At 66.8% G+C, this 14764-nt stretch carries 12 protein-coding genes; 9 read left to right on the top strand and 3 right to left on the bottom strand.

Annotation, left to right across the window (positions count from 1 at the left end; translation table 11 throughout):
• Positions 1-18: 18 nt before the first annotated feature.
• Positions 19-2697: a PD-(D/E)XK nuclease family protein gene (locus tag AC1DBD_RS09970; RefSeq protein WP_476982010.1), complete on the top strand. Its 2679-nt coding sequence runs from the start codon at positions 19-21 to the stop codon at positions 2695-2697.
• Positions 2694-5843 (top strand): UvrD-helicase domain-containing protein, encoded by a 3150-nt coding sequence (locus tag AC1DBD_RS09965; RefSeq protein ID WP_476982009.1) that lies wholly within the window; start codon positions 2694-2696, stop codon positions 5841-5843. The genes AC1DBD_RS09970 and AC1DBD_RS09965 overlap by 4 nt, the downstream gene beginning before the upstream one ends.
• A 3-nt stretch (positions 5844-5846) precedes the next feature.
• Here AC1DBD_RS09965 and AC1DBD_RS09960 read toward each other — a convergent pair whose 3' ends face one another.
• Positions 5847-6110, bottom strand: coding sequence for a hypothetical protein (locus AC1DBD_RS09960; protein ID WP_476982008.1), 264 nt, complete (start codon positions 6108-6110; stop codon positions 5847-5849).
• Positions 6111-6362: 252 nt separating this feature from the next.
• Here AC1DBD_RS09960 and AC1DBD_RS09955 point away from each other — a divergent pair, with 252 nt between their 5' ends.
• The 3 genes from AC1DBD_RS09955 (at position 6363) to AC1DBD_RS09945 (ending at position 9824) form a co-directional block, all read left to right on the top strand.
• Positions 6363-7988, top strand: coding sequence for an alpha-amylase family glycosyl hydrolase (locus AC1DBD_RS09955; protein ID WP_476982007.1), 1626 nt, complete (start codon positions 6363-6365; stop codon positions 7986-7988).
• 245 nt (positions 7989-8233) lie between these two features.
• Complete coding sequence (locus AC1DBD_RS09950; RefSeq protein WP_476982006.1) at positions 8234-8914, top strand: dTMP kinase; 681 nt, start codon at positions 8234-8236, stop codon at positions 8912-8914.
• A gap of 16 nt (positions 8915-8930) precedes the next feature.
• A complete protein-coding gene (locus AC1DBD_RS09945) occupies positions 8931-9824 on the top strand; it encodes a potassium channel family protein (protein WP_476982005.1) in 894 nt (297 codons plus the stop codon).
• A gap of 159 nt (positions 9825-9983) precedes the next feature.
• On the opposite strand, the gene AC1DBD_RS09940 is transcribed toward AC1DBD_RS09945, so the two are convergent.
• Positions 9984-10364 (bottom strand): VOC family protein, encoded by a 381-nt coding sequence (locus AC1DBD_RS09940; protein WP_476982004.1) that lies wholly within the window; start codon positions 10362-10364, stop codon positions 9984-9986.
• 314 nt (positions 10365-10678) lie between these two features.
• Here AC1DBD_RS09940 and AC1DBD_RS09935 point away from each other — a divergent pair, with 314 nt between their 5' ends.
• The 3 genes from AC1DBD_RS09935 to AC1DBD_RS09925 all read left to right on the top strand — a co-directional run bounded on the left by AC1DBD_RS09935 (position 10679) and on the right by AC1DBD_RS09925 (position 13200).
• Positions 10679-11437: a DinB family protein gene (locus AC1DBD_RS09935; RefSeq protein WP_476982003.1), complete on the top strand. Its 759-nt coding sequence runs from the start codon at positions 10679-10681 to the stop codon at positions 11435-11437.
• A 59-nt stretch (positions 11438-11496) separates the two neighbouring features.
• The gene (locus AC1DBD_RS09930) at positions 11497-11970 is read left to right on the top strand and encodes a hypothetical protein (protein ID WP_476982002.1); all 474 of its coding nucleotides are present in this window, start codon (positions 11497-11499) and stop codon (positions 11968-11970) included.
• Positions 11971-12117: 147 nt separating this feature from the next.
• Entirely contained in the window at positions 12118-13200 is a 1083-nt protein-coding gene (locus AC1DBD_RS09925) for a glycerophosphodiester phosphodiesterase family protein (RefSeq protein WP_476982001.1), read from the top strand.
• Between the two features lie 167 nt (positions 13201-13367).
• Here AC1DBD_RS09925 and AC1DBD_RS09920 read toward each other — a convergent pair whose 3' ends face one another.
• The gene (locus AC1DBD_RS09920) at positions 13368-13787 is read right to left on the bottom strand and encodes an ester cyclase (RefSeq protein WP_476909165.1); all 420 of its coding nucleotides are present in this window, start codon (positions 13785-13787) and stop codon (positions 13368-13370) included.
• 328 nt (positions 13788-14115) lie between these two features.
• Between AC1DBD_RS09920 and AC1DBD_RS09915 the strand changes: the two genes are divergently transcribed.
• Positions 14116-14700 (top strand): histidine phosphatase family protein, encoded by a 585-nt coding sequence (locus tag AC1DBD_RS09915; protein WP_476982000.1) that lies wholly within the window; start codon positions 14116-14118, stop codon positions 14698-14700.
• The last annotated feature ends 64 nt before the right edge of the window (positions 14701-14764 follow it).

Below are 14764 nucleotides of genomic sequence, written 5' to 3'. Positions count from 1 at the left end.
CACGTCCCGGGGGATGATGTGAACGTTTTGTTTGGCCTGTACCTGGGCCGCGCTCCGTGGACCTACCGTGAGTCCGCACTCGGCGCGGTCAGGCTAGGTCCGTTGGGGCTGGCCCAGCTCCTGCAGACCCGGCTCGGGCTCACCGGGCCCGATGCACGCCACTCCACACGGATCAGGCAGTTCATGGCCCGGCTCGCGGAGCAGGACAGCCCGGCGGCCTGGTACCACGGATCGTTTTCCGTCGATCCGTGGTCCACAGCCATCGACCTGTTGAACATGCGCGACGAACTTGTGACCAACGGGTGGACGGGCCTCGCCCCGGACGGATCCAGCGCCAAGCTGAAAGCCCTCGCTACCTTGGAGCAGAGCCGGCTCCCCCTCGACCGCGCGTTCGCCGACTTCCCGCTTGAACTCATCCATGAGCTTGGGAGTGAAGCTACAGCCCACTGGCCACTGGGAATCTCACGGCTTGAACTCCAGCACCCCCGCGCCTCGTTCCCCGCCATCTGGACCCGCCTGATCGGCTCACTGGAGCGCCGCGGCGTGACGGTCATGGAGCCGTCCGTGCCGACGGAACCCGTGGGCGACGTCACCGTCCTCGTCGCGAAGACCGAATGGGAAGCGGCCGAGCACACGGCCCGCTGGCTCGCGTCCGCGACGAGCTCCGCAGGCAAAGCCGGAACTGATCGCTCCGCCGTCGTCGCCTCCACGAGCACCGCCCTGCTGGACCAGGAGCTGCAGCGCCGCGGACTGCCCCGAATCGGTGTCAGCAGCCGTTCCCGGTGGCGGGCCATAGACCAGATCATTCCCCTCTTCTTCACCGTCATCTGGGGACCCGTGGACGTTCAACTGCTGGGCGAGTTCCTGAACCTCCCAGTGGGCCCCGTCCGGCGCGCAGCCGCCCGGCATCTCCTCCGCGCCCTCGCCGCCCAGCCGGGGACGGGCGGCGATGAATGGCTGAGCGCCCTCCAAAAGGTCAGCAGCGACGAGGCCCTCGGCCCAGTCGTCGCGGCAGAACTGGACCAGCTTCTCAGCACCGGCCTGCTGGCGGATGACGGAACCGTCACCGGCGCCGCCGTCGTCGAACGCGCACAATGGCTGCGGACCCAGCTCAGCCGCCGGGTGCAGCTCTACCCACAGCTCGAATCCGTCCTCAGCCACCTCAGCGAATTCACATCCCTGATCGACGGGCCCGAGCCTGTCACCCGCAAGACCATCGCGCGAATACTGGAATCCGTCATTCCCGCCAGTGCCAGTCCCCTGGCCGGCGGCGAGGCGGCGCCGTGGGTGACACTTCACAGCCTTGGTGAACTGTGCGACGACGTCGACTCGCTCGTCTGGTGGGGGTGCCAGGACGACGGCCAAGTCCGGTCCCGCCACTGGGACGACGCCGAACGCCAGGCGCTGCTCGGCGCCGGCGTCGTCCTGCCTGATCCCGCTGCGCTGGCAGAGCTGGAACTCTCCGTGGCGGTGAACGCCGCGAGGCGCAGTCGCCGGCTCCTGCTGGTACGCGCCGCGGAGATCGGCGGGGAGCCGACGAAAGCCCACCCTGTACTGTCCTCGCTGGCCTTCAGCACCCTCCCCTCGCCCCTGCCGGGAACCCCGGAGGAAAACAAGAAGGCGGTGGAGCACGCCATTTCCGCCTTCAGCATCACCCCCGCCGAGCTGGTGCGCGACGGCGTCTGGCGGCTCGCGGGCCGCACCGCCGCGTTGACACCGGTGCCGCCAGCCCGGACCACGCCGACGCCCGCATCCCATGAGCTGGGTCCCCGTCCGGAGTTCATGCCGGACAAGCTCTCCTACTCGCAGCTCAGCACGTTGATTGGTTGCTCAATGAAGTGGGTCCTGGAGAAGAAGGGCCGGCTGAAAGTCGGCGACGCGCAGTCCGTGCCCACCGGGAACACCATGATCGGCACTTTGGTCCACCGGGTGGTCGAAGAACTCTTCGGCGAGCTTTACGCCGCGAACCGGGCCGTGCCCGAGCCGGCGGAGGTCCAGGCCAAACTGGACCAACTCGTGCCGCATTACGCCTCGGAACTGCTCCTGCCAGGCCGCGGCAGCAGACTCGCCGGCCTCCGGCCCATCATCGAGAACTCGGTCATCAAGCTTTTCCAGACCCTGCAGACGCAAGGGGTCTACATCCGCGCCACCGAGCACGAGTTCAGCAAGCCGGCCCTGTTCAACGTCAACGGAACCCAGATCGAAGTCAACGTCTCCGGCTTCATCGATGTCCTGGCCGCGGACCAGCGAGCAGAACCCGTCGTGATCGACCTCAAGTGGACCAACCGTTCGAAGTACCGGCGCGACGAAATCACCCAGGGCGACGCCATGCAGCTAGCCCTCTACCACTGGGCCCTGGACGACGGGCCGGACCCCATGTCCACCGTCGCCGAAGACGCTGCAATGTCCTACTACATGCTCAAGCAGGGCGAGTTCGCTTCGACCAGCAGCCTCTTCGGCCCGGCCCTGGCCAGCCCCGCATCCAGCCGCAGCACCTGGCGGCGGTCGGTCCGCGCCGCCGAATTCTCCATCTCTGAAGTTGTCGGCGGGCGCGTCCTCGCGGCCGGACGACAGGAGTTGGGCTCCCCCGCTGAGCAACGGGACACGGCGACGGCGGACGGCCGGCTCTATCAGAAGCCGCCCTGCAACTTCTGCGACTTCTCCGCACTGTGCGGCCTTAAGGGGGACCTGTCATGAACGACGCACTCGACAACGTCACGATGATCACGGCCAGTGCCGGCACCGGCAAGACCTACAGCCTGATGGGCGAAATCGCCCGGGCCATTAACAGCGGCACGAAGCCCAGCCAGATCCTGGCCACGACCTTCACCAAGAAGGCCGCCGCCGAACTCATCGACCGGGTCCAAGCCGAACTCTTCGGCCAGGAACGCCCCGATGCCGCACGGCAGATGTCCGTCAGCATGGTCGGCACCGTCAACAGCGTCTGCAGCCGACTGCTCCAGGAATACGCGGTCGACGCCGGGCTGTCGCCGGCCCTCCGCGTCATCGCCGAAGACGAACAGCTCCGGATCTTCCAGCTCGCCACGGACGCCGTATTCGCAGAGTTCACGCCCCGGATCCAGCCGCTCGCCCGGCGGCTGGGACACGACGGCGAAGCCGACATCCGTGGCACCGACACCGACTGGCGCAAGATCGTCCGCGACATCACGGATGCCGCCCGCAGCAACAGGATCGCCCCCTCGGCGCTGACGCACTCCGCCGCGGTCTCATGGCAGGGACTGCAGCAGGTTTTGGGTCCGGCCGGCCTCGATGACCGGGCAATCTGGTCCAACCAGCTCCTCCAGGGGCTCATGGACCTTCGCGGTCTGGCCGGAGAGATCGCCGACTCCGGCAAGACTCCACCGAAGAACCTCCTGGCCTCGATCGCCCTGCTGGAGCCGGTCCTGACCCATGCGTCGCTGGAGGATGCTCCGTGGCGGTTCTGGATCGAAGCGACGGGCGTCTCCAACGCAAGCGCCAAGCGACACCTGGAGAGCTACATTTCTGCGGTTGACGTCGATCTGGCGTCCAACCCCGCATTCCAAACGGAGCTGCGTGAATTCACCGAACTTGTGTTTGCCTGCGCGGCTGCCTGCCTGGACCAGTTCGCGGACTTCAAGCGGCAGTACGGACTGATTGACTTCGCGGACCAGGAAACCCTGGTTCTGGACCTGCTGGAGAACAATCCGGAATTCCGCACCTCCGTCACCGGCCGTATCAAGTTCATGGTGGTGGACGAGTTCCAGGACACCAGCCCGCTGCAACTCCAGCTGTTCACCAAGTTCGCCGAGCTGGTGGACAAGGTGGTCTGGGTGGGCGACTCCAAGCAGGCCATCTACGAATTCCGAGGCACCGACCCGGAGCTGATGAAGGCCGTTGCCGCCCGGGTTGAGAGCAAGACCCAGCTGCATGATTCCTGGCGGTCCAAAGAATCCGTCATCGACCTCTCGAACGCGATCAGCCTCGCCATGTTTCCGGAGCTCGGCGAGGACGAAGTCCGTCTGACGGTTCCAGAAGCCCGTCTCGACGCCGCGCATCCCAAGAACGCCCTGGGCGGCGCCCGGGAGGCTTGGACACTGGCTGCCAAGACCGTGCCGGAGCAGCGGCGGGCGGTCGCCGCCGGCGTCGTCGATCTGCTCCAGCGGCGTAACTTCAAGGGGTCCGACGTAGCGGTCCTGGCCCGGTCAAACGACGCCGTGGCGGCCATTGCCGCGGAACTGGCGGCGCTCGGAGTCAAGGCCACCACCAACACCTCCTCGCTGTTCGCCGCTCGGGAAATCCAGCTGGTCCGCGCCGGGATGGCCTTCGTCGCGTCCGACGACGACACGGTGGCCCTGGCTGAGCTGGCGCACCTGCATCCTGACCATCCCGAGTTCGGCCGCTGGGTCCCCGCACTGTTCGACGCAGAGGAACCCCGGGAGGAGCTCCAGCGCTGGGCCAGCGACCCGCTGGTGTCCGATCTGGTGGAGCTCCGCGGCCTGGCGACGGTGTGCACGCCGACCGAGATTATGGAAGAGGTCACGTCGCGCCTTGGGGTTGCCCGGCTCATCAAGTCGTGGAGCAACCCGGGAACCCGGCTCAAGAATCTGGACGCGCTGCGCTCCCTGCTGGAGCAGTACTACGAATCGTGTGCCGCTCTGGGCAAACCCGTGACGCTCAGCGGGTCGCTCAAGTTCCTTGCAGACGCCGACAGCACCGGGAGCGAGAACTTCGGCGACGACGTCGTGAATGTGCTGACCTACCACAAGGCCAAGGGGCTGGAATGGCCCGCCGTTGTACTGGCAAGCCTCGACACCGAGGTTGTAGCTAAACCGTGGGGCGTAGCTGTCGAGGGCGTCGATGAGATCGACGTCCGCGATCCCCTCGTCGGACGCTGGATCCGCTTCTGGCCCTGGCCGTTCGGCACCAAAGGATTCAAGCCTCTCTCCGGAGCAGCTGACTCATCGGCTGTCGCGCAGCGGGTCCTGGCCCGGCGCCAGGCTGATTCGGCGCGCGTGCTCTACGTGGGCCTGACCCGCTCGGTCAGCGTGACCTGCCTGGCCGCCGCCAAGCCCGCGCCGGCTTCGCTGAACTCGCTTGGAACCGGCCCGATTGTGGAGTGGAGTGAGGGCACCGGGAGCGAAGGAACGTTGACTGTCCAAGGGCGCGACGGCGAACAGACTCTCGCCGTGGAGGCATTCAGCTACGAGCCAGCGGATGGACCCGCCAATACCGACGACGGCGCCAAGGTCGAGTACGAGGACGGTCTGGCAGGCGAAGCGCCGGTTCCGCAAAAACCTGCCCGGGTAACCGCCAGTTCTTTGGAGAGCTTCGGTTTCGCCGCCGACGTCACCGAAGCGGCCGTCCTTGGCCCGCAGCTGATTCCCCACGGCGCTGCCAACTGGGACCAGGTGGGCTCCGCCATCCACGGCTATTTCGCGCTGCCCCTCGCCGAGATGGATGGCTCCGTCCGGCTCCGGGCGGCGCAACGTCTTCTGGACCGCTGGGGTGCGGCCTCCGCCGTGGGCGCTGACGTAGTGGTGGAAGCGGGTGAGCGGATGCTCGCCTTCCTGCACCAGCAGTACCCTGGCGCGACGGTTACCACCGAGCAGTCAGTTGCTTGGCGGAATGCTGACCTTCAGCTCATGGAGGGGTGGATTGACCTCCTGCTGGAGACGCCAGCCGGCTATGTGCTGGTGGACCACAAGTCCTACCCGGGCAAGGATCCTGTCGGTCACATCAAGGACAAATACATCGGCCAGATGCGAGGGTATGCCGAAGCGATTGAGTCCATCACCGGAAGGCCCGTTGTCGAAACGCTGATCCACATGCCGGCGCTGGGGAAGATGTTCCGCATTAGCTAAGCCTCACCACCAGCGGTGACGGCACTCCGGGTTTTGGCACGCCCACTTGGGCGTGCCATATTCGACTTTGCCCGTGGCGGGGTATTCACGGACCATCATGTCGATGCAACATCCGGCGAACTCGGTCTTCGGCATCATCTGGCGGTCCGACGGTCCGATCATCCCGTAGGCAATCCGCCACGCCTCGTGGCCGCACACCGGGCACTTCCGCGAGACGGTGCGCTTCTTCTTCGGTTCCGGGCTTTGAGGCGTCTCGTCGGGAGTCATGGGAGCACTGTAGGCCCGAGCCCTGACAAAGAGCTCATCCTGGGTGGATTAGAAAAACTTCTTCGGCCTAAGAAATTTTTGTAACTTTGCGCGAGGTGCCGTTCAAGCGTGGACACTCCGACGGTGAAGCGCGTCTCCTATCGCCCGTTAACAAGCTTTCGCCCCCGGCCATCCCGGTCACCGTAGGGTTGGCGGTATGTTCCTTTCACTCCAGCGGCGCACTCATCAACGGCTCATGTCATATCCCCGCCCATGAGTGAACAACCTCTCGCCGAAGAAACCGCACTGACGCCCGCGCCTTGGTGGCAGTCCGCAGTGATCTATCAGGTGTACCCGCGCTCGTTTGCGGACGGCGACGGCGACGGCGTGGGCGACCTTGCCGGGCTGGCCGGCCGGCTGCCGTACATCGCCTCGCTCGGCGTCGACGGCATCTGGATGACCCCGTTCCAGCCCTCCCCGCAGGTGGACCAGGGCTACGACGTCTCCGACTACTGCGGCGTGGACCCGCTGTTCGGCACCATGGAACAGTTCGAGGCGCTCCTCGCGCAGGCCCACGCGCTCGGCCTGAAGATCCTGCTCGACGTCGTCCCCAACCACTGCTCCTCCGAGCACCCGCTGTTCCAGGCCGCCCTCGCCGCCGGCCCGCGCTCGCCGGAACGGAACATGTTCCACTTTGTTGAAGGACGCGACGCCGACACTCCTCCGAACAACTGGCAAAGCGTCTTCGGCGGCCGGGCCTGGAGCCGGGCCAACCCGGGCTCGGCGACGGACACGGACTGGTACCTGCACCTGTTCTCCGCCGGCCAGCCGGACTGGAACTGGCGCAACCCCGCCGTCGGCGACTACTTCGACGGCGTGCTGCGCTTCTGGTTCGACAAGGGCGTGGACGGCCTCCGGATCGACGTCGCGCATGCCCTGTTCAAGGCCGAGGGGTTGCCGGATTCGCCGTCGGAGGGCGGCGTGGTGGACGGGCTGCGGTCCAACCCGCAGGTCTCCGACCAGGAGGAAGTCCACGAGGTCTACCGCCGCTGGCGCGCGCTGGCCGAGCAGTACGAACCGCACCGCCTGCTCGTAGGCGAGGTCAACCTGGAACCGGCCCGCGCCGCCCGCTACACCCGCGCGGACGAGATGCAGCAGGCTTTTGCTTTCGCATTCGTGAAGCTCGGCTGGGATCCGGAGGGCTGGGTCGCCGTCGGGAACGACCTCGAAGCTGCTCGCCGGGAACACGGCGCCACCCCGACGTGGGCGTTGGAGAATCACGACATCGTTCGTTCCGTGACCCGGTTCGGCGGCGGCGAAGTCGGCGCCCTGCGGGCCCGCGCCGCGCTGGTCGCTTTGCTGGGCCTGCCCGGTCCGGCGTACCTCTACCAGGGCCAGGAGCTCGGGCTGCCCGAGGTCGACGTTCCGGTGGAGGCCCGGGTGGATCCGATGTGGGCCCGCGGCGGCGTCTGCCGCGACGGGGCCCGCGTGCCGCTGCCATGGACCGAGGATCCAACGCTGCACCACGGCTTCGCACTCGGCACCGCTGCAGGACCACCCTCCGAGCCCTGGTTGCCGCTCCCCGCAGGCTGGGGCAGCCACGCCGTCGAACTCCAGGAGCAGGACCCTGATTCCGCACTGAACCTCACCGTGGCTGCCTTGGCGCTGCGCCGGAAGCTGTGGAAGAACGCGGTCTTCACCGCAAACGGCGGCGGTACCTGGCACGTGGAGCCAGGGAACCTGCTGATCTGCGAACGCAACAGAGGCTTCCTGGTCGCCGTCGCGATGGGCACCGAACCGGTGGAGCTCCCGGCCGGCACGGTACTGCTCAGCGCGGCGCCGCTGGAGCAGGACGGCTGGCTGCAGCCGAACAACGCTGCCTGGATACTGACGGGCTGAGGGCGCCGAGGGGCTGACGCAACCGTCGTACTGGCCCGGCCCTCCCCCGACGCCGGGCCGGGCCGGCACGCACTCTTTCCCTCAGCAGGTGTACCGTGCTTCACTAGTTACATACGGAGGGGAGTATCCCCAGATCCGGCCCGTCGTCAATCCGGGTGTCCCAGTACACTCCGGCGGGCAGGGCCGATCATTTCGGCCGGGAGAGACCTCCAGTTGGTTCAATAACTGACTGGAAGCAGGTCCCCATGAACGTTCCCCTGGCCGCCACCTCCACCGAAGCATCCCCGTCGCGGCGGCTGTCCGGGACCCGCCCTGCCGTGGTGGTTGTGCTCGCAGGCATCGACGGCGCCGGCAAATCCACGGCGGCGCGATTGCTTGCCCAACGGCTGGCGGACTCCGGACGGCGCGCGACCGTCGCGAAGAATCCCTGCGGGCGGAGCAAAATGACAGCATGGTCCAGCCGTCTCGGCCTGAGCGTCCCGGCCGGATTGCTAGACGCTGCCGAAACGTCCATCCGCTGCGCCAACGTCCTGCTTTCCCATCTACGGGCCAGATGTTTTTCCGGCATCGTGATCATGGACCGGTACCTGTACTGCCAGCTGGCATTGAAGCGGGTGAGGGGCCTGGGCCCGGGACGTTTCCTGCCCTGGCTGCTGCGGTTGCTTCCCGCCCCGGACGCTGTGTTCTACTTCGCCGTGCCGGCTGACCTTGCCTTGAGCAGAATCGCCAAACGGGGCACCGACACCGAGGACCTGGAGAGCCTGGCGGCCTTCGACAAGGGCTATAGGGAGCTCGACGATTTCCCCTCCTTTGTCATCATCGACGCCGGGCAGTCTTCCGGGCAGATCGCGGAGACGGTTTGGCAGGAGCTCACCCGCTCCCTGGCCCCCGGTCCACCCGACCGGCCCGTCACGCCGTCGCGATAGGCCCATAAGATGAGGCATGGACTTTGAGGACACGCTCTGGACAGTCTTAGGGGCCGGGCTGGTTCTGCTGATGCTCGTTGACGTCTTTCGAACGCTGCTTTATCCCCACGGTTCCGGTCCCGTGGGCCGGGCGATCATGCGGGGGTTCTGGCTGGCGTCAAGAAAGCTGCGGGGCCGGGGCTCCTTCATCGCAGCGCCGTTGGCCATGGCGGCTGTCATTGGCGCCTGGGCGGGCCTCGCGGCCATCGGCTGGGCCCTGCTCTACTTGCCGCACCTGACGGACGGTTTTGTTTACGGAGCCGGGGTCCCCCTGCGGGCCGACTTCGCCGAAGCCCTCTACATCTCCCTGGTCACTCTTTCCACCGTGGGGTTCGGCGACATCGTGGCAGCGCATCCGCTGCTCAGGCTGGTTGTGGCACTTCAGGCCGTCACAGGTTTCGGTTTGCTGACAGCAACAGTCACCTGGATCCTGCAGATGTACCCGGCCCTTAACCGCCGCAGGGCCCTTGCTCACGAGCTGAACTTGTTCAGGGAGGCTGCAGGTCCTGCAGGTGTACTGTCCGTGGAACCCACGCATGCCGCCGGGTTGTTGGAGTCAATGGCCGGAAACGTAGCTCTTGTGAGCATCGATCTCCTTGCGTTCCACGAAACCTACTATTTCCGTGAAGTCGAGCAGCGCGGCTCCTTGCCGGCCACAGTCGCCTACGCCCAGGAACTGGCATCCCAGGCCCAACGCAGCGACAATCCTGAACTCCAGTTCGCCGGACGGATGCTCCACGCCGCGCTGGATGGACTCGCCGACGTTCTTCGCGGCAAGTTCGGCCACTCAGGAACCACCTCTTCTGACGTGTTCGACAGCTACGAGCTACACCACCGCCACCTTCGGGGCAGGAAACCCGACAGTAACTAGCGTGCGGGCAGCCGCTGCTGTTGTGGGCGCGCTCGGTGCCCTGTCCAAGGGCGACGTCAGGCTCGAAACCGGCTCCCGCCTTGAGGGCGGGATCCGGTTCCCTCCGGCTCCGTTGCCGGGGGTGGCGATGTTATGAGTCGTATCGGTGTCAAACTCCTGCTACGAGCGTTGTGCGATGTTGAGGATGTTTCCCTCGCTGTCCAGGAACCAGGCTGCCTTCCCCCAGGAGGCGGTGGCCACGCCGTTCTCCGTTTTCAGGCCGGGGAAGTCATACTCTTCGAAGACGACGCCGCGGCCCCGCAGTTCTTCCATTTCGGCCTCGAGGTTGTCGGTTTCCCAGCCCATCTGGGTGTTCTTGGCCGTCCCCGCATTGTCCGTTTGGTACACGAGGAAGCGGGTTCCCTGGCCGCAGCTGTACATCACGCTGCCCTCCTCCATGGACTCTGAGGGTTCGATGCCCAGCTTGTCCCGGTAGAACTCCTTCGCCCGGTTGATGTCCTTCGCGGGGAGGACAGCGATGATGTTTGAATCCTTGAACATGATGATTCCCTTCAGTGCGTCGATGACCGCAATGATGGCGTCGCTCCCCCCCCGGTTTCGGTCCCCGGAATCATGGCCCGGAGCCCGTGACCGCCCCTCGCGCCGAGCCGGGGCAGCCACCTGGGACTCTTCCACGCCGCGCCACCCATCGCCGGCGCATGGGGTCCCCGAAGCTTATGTGGCCATTATGGACCGATCCTGCCCTGCGGAAAATGGGGTACCGGTAAACCCAAAGCATCCCCGGAGTGCCGGTTGTCGCCACGGAACTCCGCCCAGGTGCTGCGCGACCGACGCAGCCGTGGCAGAGTGCTCGCATGGCAGCTTTCACCCAGACAGATAACCTCCAGGGCGCACACTTCACCGACGTGAACCTGCGCGGCGCCCGGTTCGTCCGTTCCGACCTGTCCGGCGCGGTGATGCGCGCGGTCGACGCGGCCGGGGCGGACATCGACGCCCCGTGGCTGCTCGAGGCCGGGAACACCCTGTACGTCAACGGCGTCGACGTCCTCCCCTTCGTGGAGGCGGAACTCAACCGCCGATTCCCCGGCCGGGCCGGGAGGCGCGCCCAGGACCCGGACGGGCTCCGGCAAGCCTGGGCCACCATGGAGCGGACCTGGCAGGCGACGCTGGAGCGGGTTGCTTCGATGCCGGCCGGCACAGTCGATATCTCGGTCGACGGCGAGTGGTCCTTCGCCCAGACCCTGCGCCACCTGGTGATGGCCACGGACACGTGGCTGGGCCGGGGAATCCTCGAGCTGGAACAGCCGTACCACCCCATCGGCCAACCCAACGCCGAGTATGAGACCGACGGGTACGATCTCGCCGTCTTCTCAAACGTCACACCGTCCTTTGCCGAGGTGCTTGAGGTCCGGGCAGCGAAAATAGCCAAGGTGCGCGACTACCTCGCCACCGTCACCCCGGCCGAGCTGGCCGCGGCCCGCCGGAATCCGTGGGCCCCGGACCAACCGGTGACCGTCCGCTCCTGCCTGCACACCATCCTCAACGAGGAATGGGAGCACCACCGCTACGCCGTCCGGGACCTGGACGCAATCGAGGCGGGGGCCGCCACCTAGAAACCCCTGCCCCGGCTGACGCGAACGCACTCTTCACCGGCACGTGGAAGGATTCACTTATGACTATCGACAATGATCCCGCCAACCCTCCGGCGCCAGCCGCCTCACCCGGCACAGACGCCGCGACCGACGTCGGCCGCGGCTGGGACCACATCGGGGCCATCATCGTCGACGCCACGTTGCAGCGGCGGCAGAACTACCACGAGACCGTCAAACCACGGGTCGACGCCCTCATTGCGGCCTGGCCGGATGCCGCCACGACCAGCGGATTCCGCCAGCGCCTCGACACCGGGAAGCTCTCCGCCGTTATCGACTGGCCTTCTCCGGGCCGTCTCGCCCAGATGGAGGAAATCACGGGCGTGTTCGAGCGCCAGGGCATCGACACCGTGATGGAACTCCGGGACGCCCTGGGTGACCCGGCCAGGAGAACCGTTCTCCGTGAGGCCCTCGCAGCGGTGCGGCACGTCAGCCCCAAAACGCTGGATTACATAGAGACCCTGAGCGGAACCGACACGGGAGCCTCCGGCATCTAGCCACCTGAGGAACCGGGCCTTAGGCAGCCGGCGCGCACAGTTCACCCGGAGTCCAGCTTCCGGAACACGGCGGTCCACCTGCGTTCCCTAGCGTGGACGGGTCTTCGGCTCAACGCCGGTATCCGTACCCCGGAAGGAACCATCACCATGCGCACAGTCCTGACTGCCGCGGCGGCCGCCGCGCTCATCGCGTCGCTGGCCAGCCCCGCTGTCGCCGCTCCCAACGACGACGCCGGCCCCGCACCGGCGTCGAACCGGTCGTCGAACGCTGCGGGAACCGCAACCTCTGAGGTCAGGACTAACGAGCGCAACGGCTCCTTCGACTTCCAGGCGCACCGCGGAGGCCGCGGCGAGTGGACCGAGGAATCCCTGACCGCCTTCGCCAACGCACTGAAGCTGGGCGTAAGCACCCTGGAACTGGACACCCACCTGACCGCCGACGGCAAGATCATCGTCTGGCACGACGACACCATCCAGGCCGACAAGTGCCAGGACACCGCGCCGGCCGCGCCGGGCGATCCCGCCTTCCCGTATGTCGGGGACCGGGTGGCGGACCTGTCGCTCGCGCAGATCAAGACGCTGGACTGCGGGTTCACCCAGCTGAAAGGCTTCCCCGAGCAGGACGTGATCGAGGGCAACCGGATCGCCGAGCTCGCGGACGTCTTCCAGCTGGCGCGCGACGCCGAGGCCAACAAGGTCCGCTTCAACATCGAGACCAAGGTCGAGGACGGCAAGGCCGGCGGCCCGGGCATGGTGGCCCTCACCAAGGCCGTGGTCGCCGAGATCCAGGCCTCCGGCATGGCGGAGCGCTCCACGGTGCAGTCGTTCGACTGGTCCTCGCTGAACCTCACGAAACAGCTCGCCCCGGAGCTGCCGCTCGTCGCCCTCTCCAGCGGAGACGCGTGGCTCGAGGTCGGCCAGCCCGGCGCCAGCCCCAACCTTGGCGGCATCGACATCGACAGCTACGGCGGATCCCTCGCCAAGGCCGCGGCCGCCCAAGGCTACGACGCCATCTCCCCTACCTTCCGCTCCGTCACCCCGGGAATGATCGCCGACGCCCACAACCTCGGCCTGCCGGTGATCCCCTGGACCGTCAACACCACCGCGGACATGAACCGGCTGATGGACCTCGGCGTGGACGGCCTCATCACCGACTACCCCACCCGGCTGCGCACCGTGATGGACGAGCGCGGCCTGAAACTCCCGAAGGCGTACGCGCCCAAGGCCTGAGACACCGCCGACAAGAGAGGCTGTCCACGATTCCCGAGGAAAAACGTGGGCAGCCTTTCTGTTTCGACGGTTCTGGTCCCGACGGTTCTGTTCCCAACGGTTCTGATCACGACGGCGGTCGGTCCGGCCGCCGTCGTGGGTGATGCCGTCGTGGGTGGTGGCGCCGCTCAGCCAACGGCCACCGCGCCGATCTGCTGCATGAGGGCCAGGTTGTCGGTGGTGCCCCAGTGCTCGGCCACCTTGCCGTCCTCGACCCGGATGATGTCCGTGCAGTCGAACTCGACGCTCTTGCCCGTTGCCGGGATGCCGGCCATCTCACCACGGTGGGTCCCGGTCAGGATCACGTGGCATGCTTCCATGTTGCCGGCGGACATTGAGGGCTCAATCGCCTTGACCTTGATGTCCGGGAAGGCGGACCGCATGGTGTTCACGAAGAATTTCACGCCGTCCTTGCCGGACGGCTGCCCGGGAAGGCCTTCCTCGTGATCGACATAACTGTCCGTCGCCAGCTCATCAATGAGGGCAAGATTTCCGCTCTCCACGACGTCCTTGTAAAACCGCTCTATCAGTCCAATACCCTCCGACATTTCCTGCTCCTTGTAGGCGAGAGACCGAATTGGATCCCCCAGGCATGTGGCCCGGCGCGGCCCGCGCAGCCGACGCAGCCGGGGCTCCGTTCCGGGAGCGCCCGGGCACGCGGCACCGGGAAAACCTGTGCCTAAAGTAGTGGAGAAGGGGCGAATCGCCTTGTTAAGGCTGAACGTATGCCCGGGCTTCGAAGGTGTCAAGATGCTCCGGCCACAGCTTTTTGGCTGGGTCCGACACCCAGCTACGGCAGGGGAAAAGGCCGCCCACCAGCCGTCGTTGTGAAGGGGCGATTCCGGGTCCGGCCCCCACCACCGGCACAATGGAACCATGCCCCTCACAACTTTTGCGCTCATCCGTCACGGCCAGACCGACTGGAATGCCGAGCGCCGGCTTCAGGGCTCCACTGACATTCCGCTGAACGACGTCGGCCGCGGCCAGGCGCGGGAGGCTGCCGCAGCCTTGTCCGGCGACGAGTGGGACGCGATCGTGTCCTCGCCGCTGGGCCGTGCGGCCGAGACCGCAGACCTGATCGCCGCCGGGCTCGGCCTCAGCGTGGCCCGCCACGTTCCCGAGCTCACCGAGCGCTCCTTCGGCCCGGCCGAGGGGCTGCAGGACGGCCCGGAGCTGGACGCCCTGCGCATCCCCGGCGGTTTCCGCGGCGCCGAAACCGAGGACGACGCCGCCGACCGCGGACTGGGCGCGCTGGAAGCCCTCGCGGAGGAGTTCCGCGGCGGCCGTGTCCTGGTGGTGGCGCACGGGTCGCTGCTCAGGGTCAGCTTGAGCCGCATAGCCGGCCGCCCGCTGCCGCGGGTCGACAACGCCGTACTCAACCTGGCCCACCACCACGCCGTCGACGGCTGGCAGCTTGAATACTTCAACGGCGAGCGCCTGGCCGCAGACGCCCTCGCCTGACCGCCGCCGCGTGACCGCCGTTCACAACGGGTCCCGGAGAGAAAAGGTCAGCGGCGCGCTTTAG

It is taken from the genome of Arthrobacter sp. 10T419 (assembly GCF_056394105.1).
Note: the sequence above shows the minus strand (reverse complement) of the source record. Positions and strands in the feature narration are given on the sequence as shown.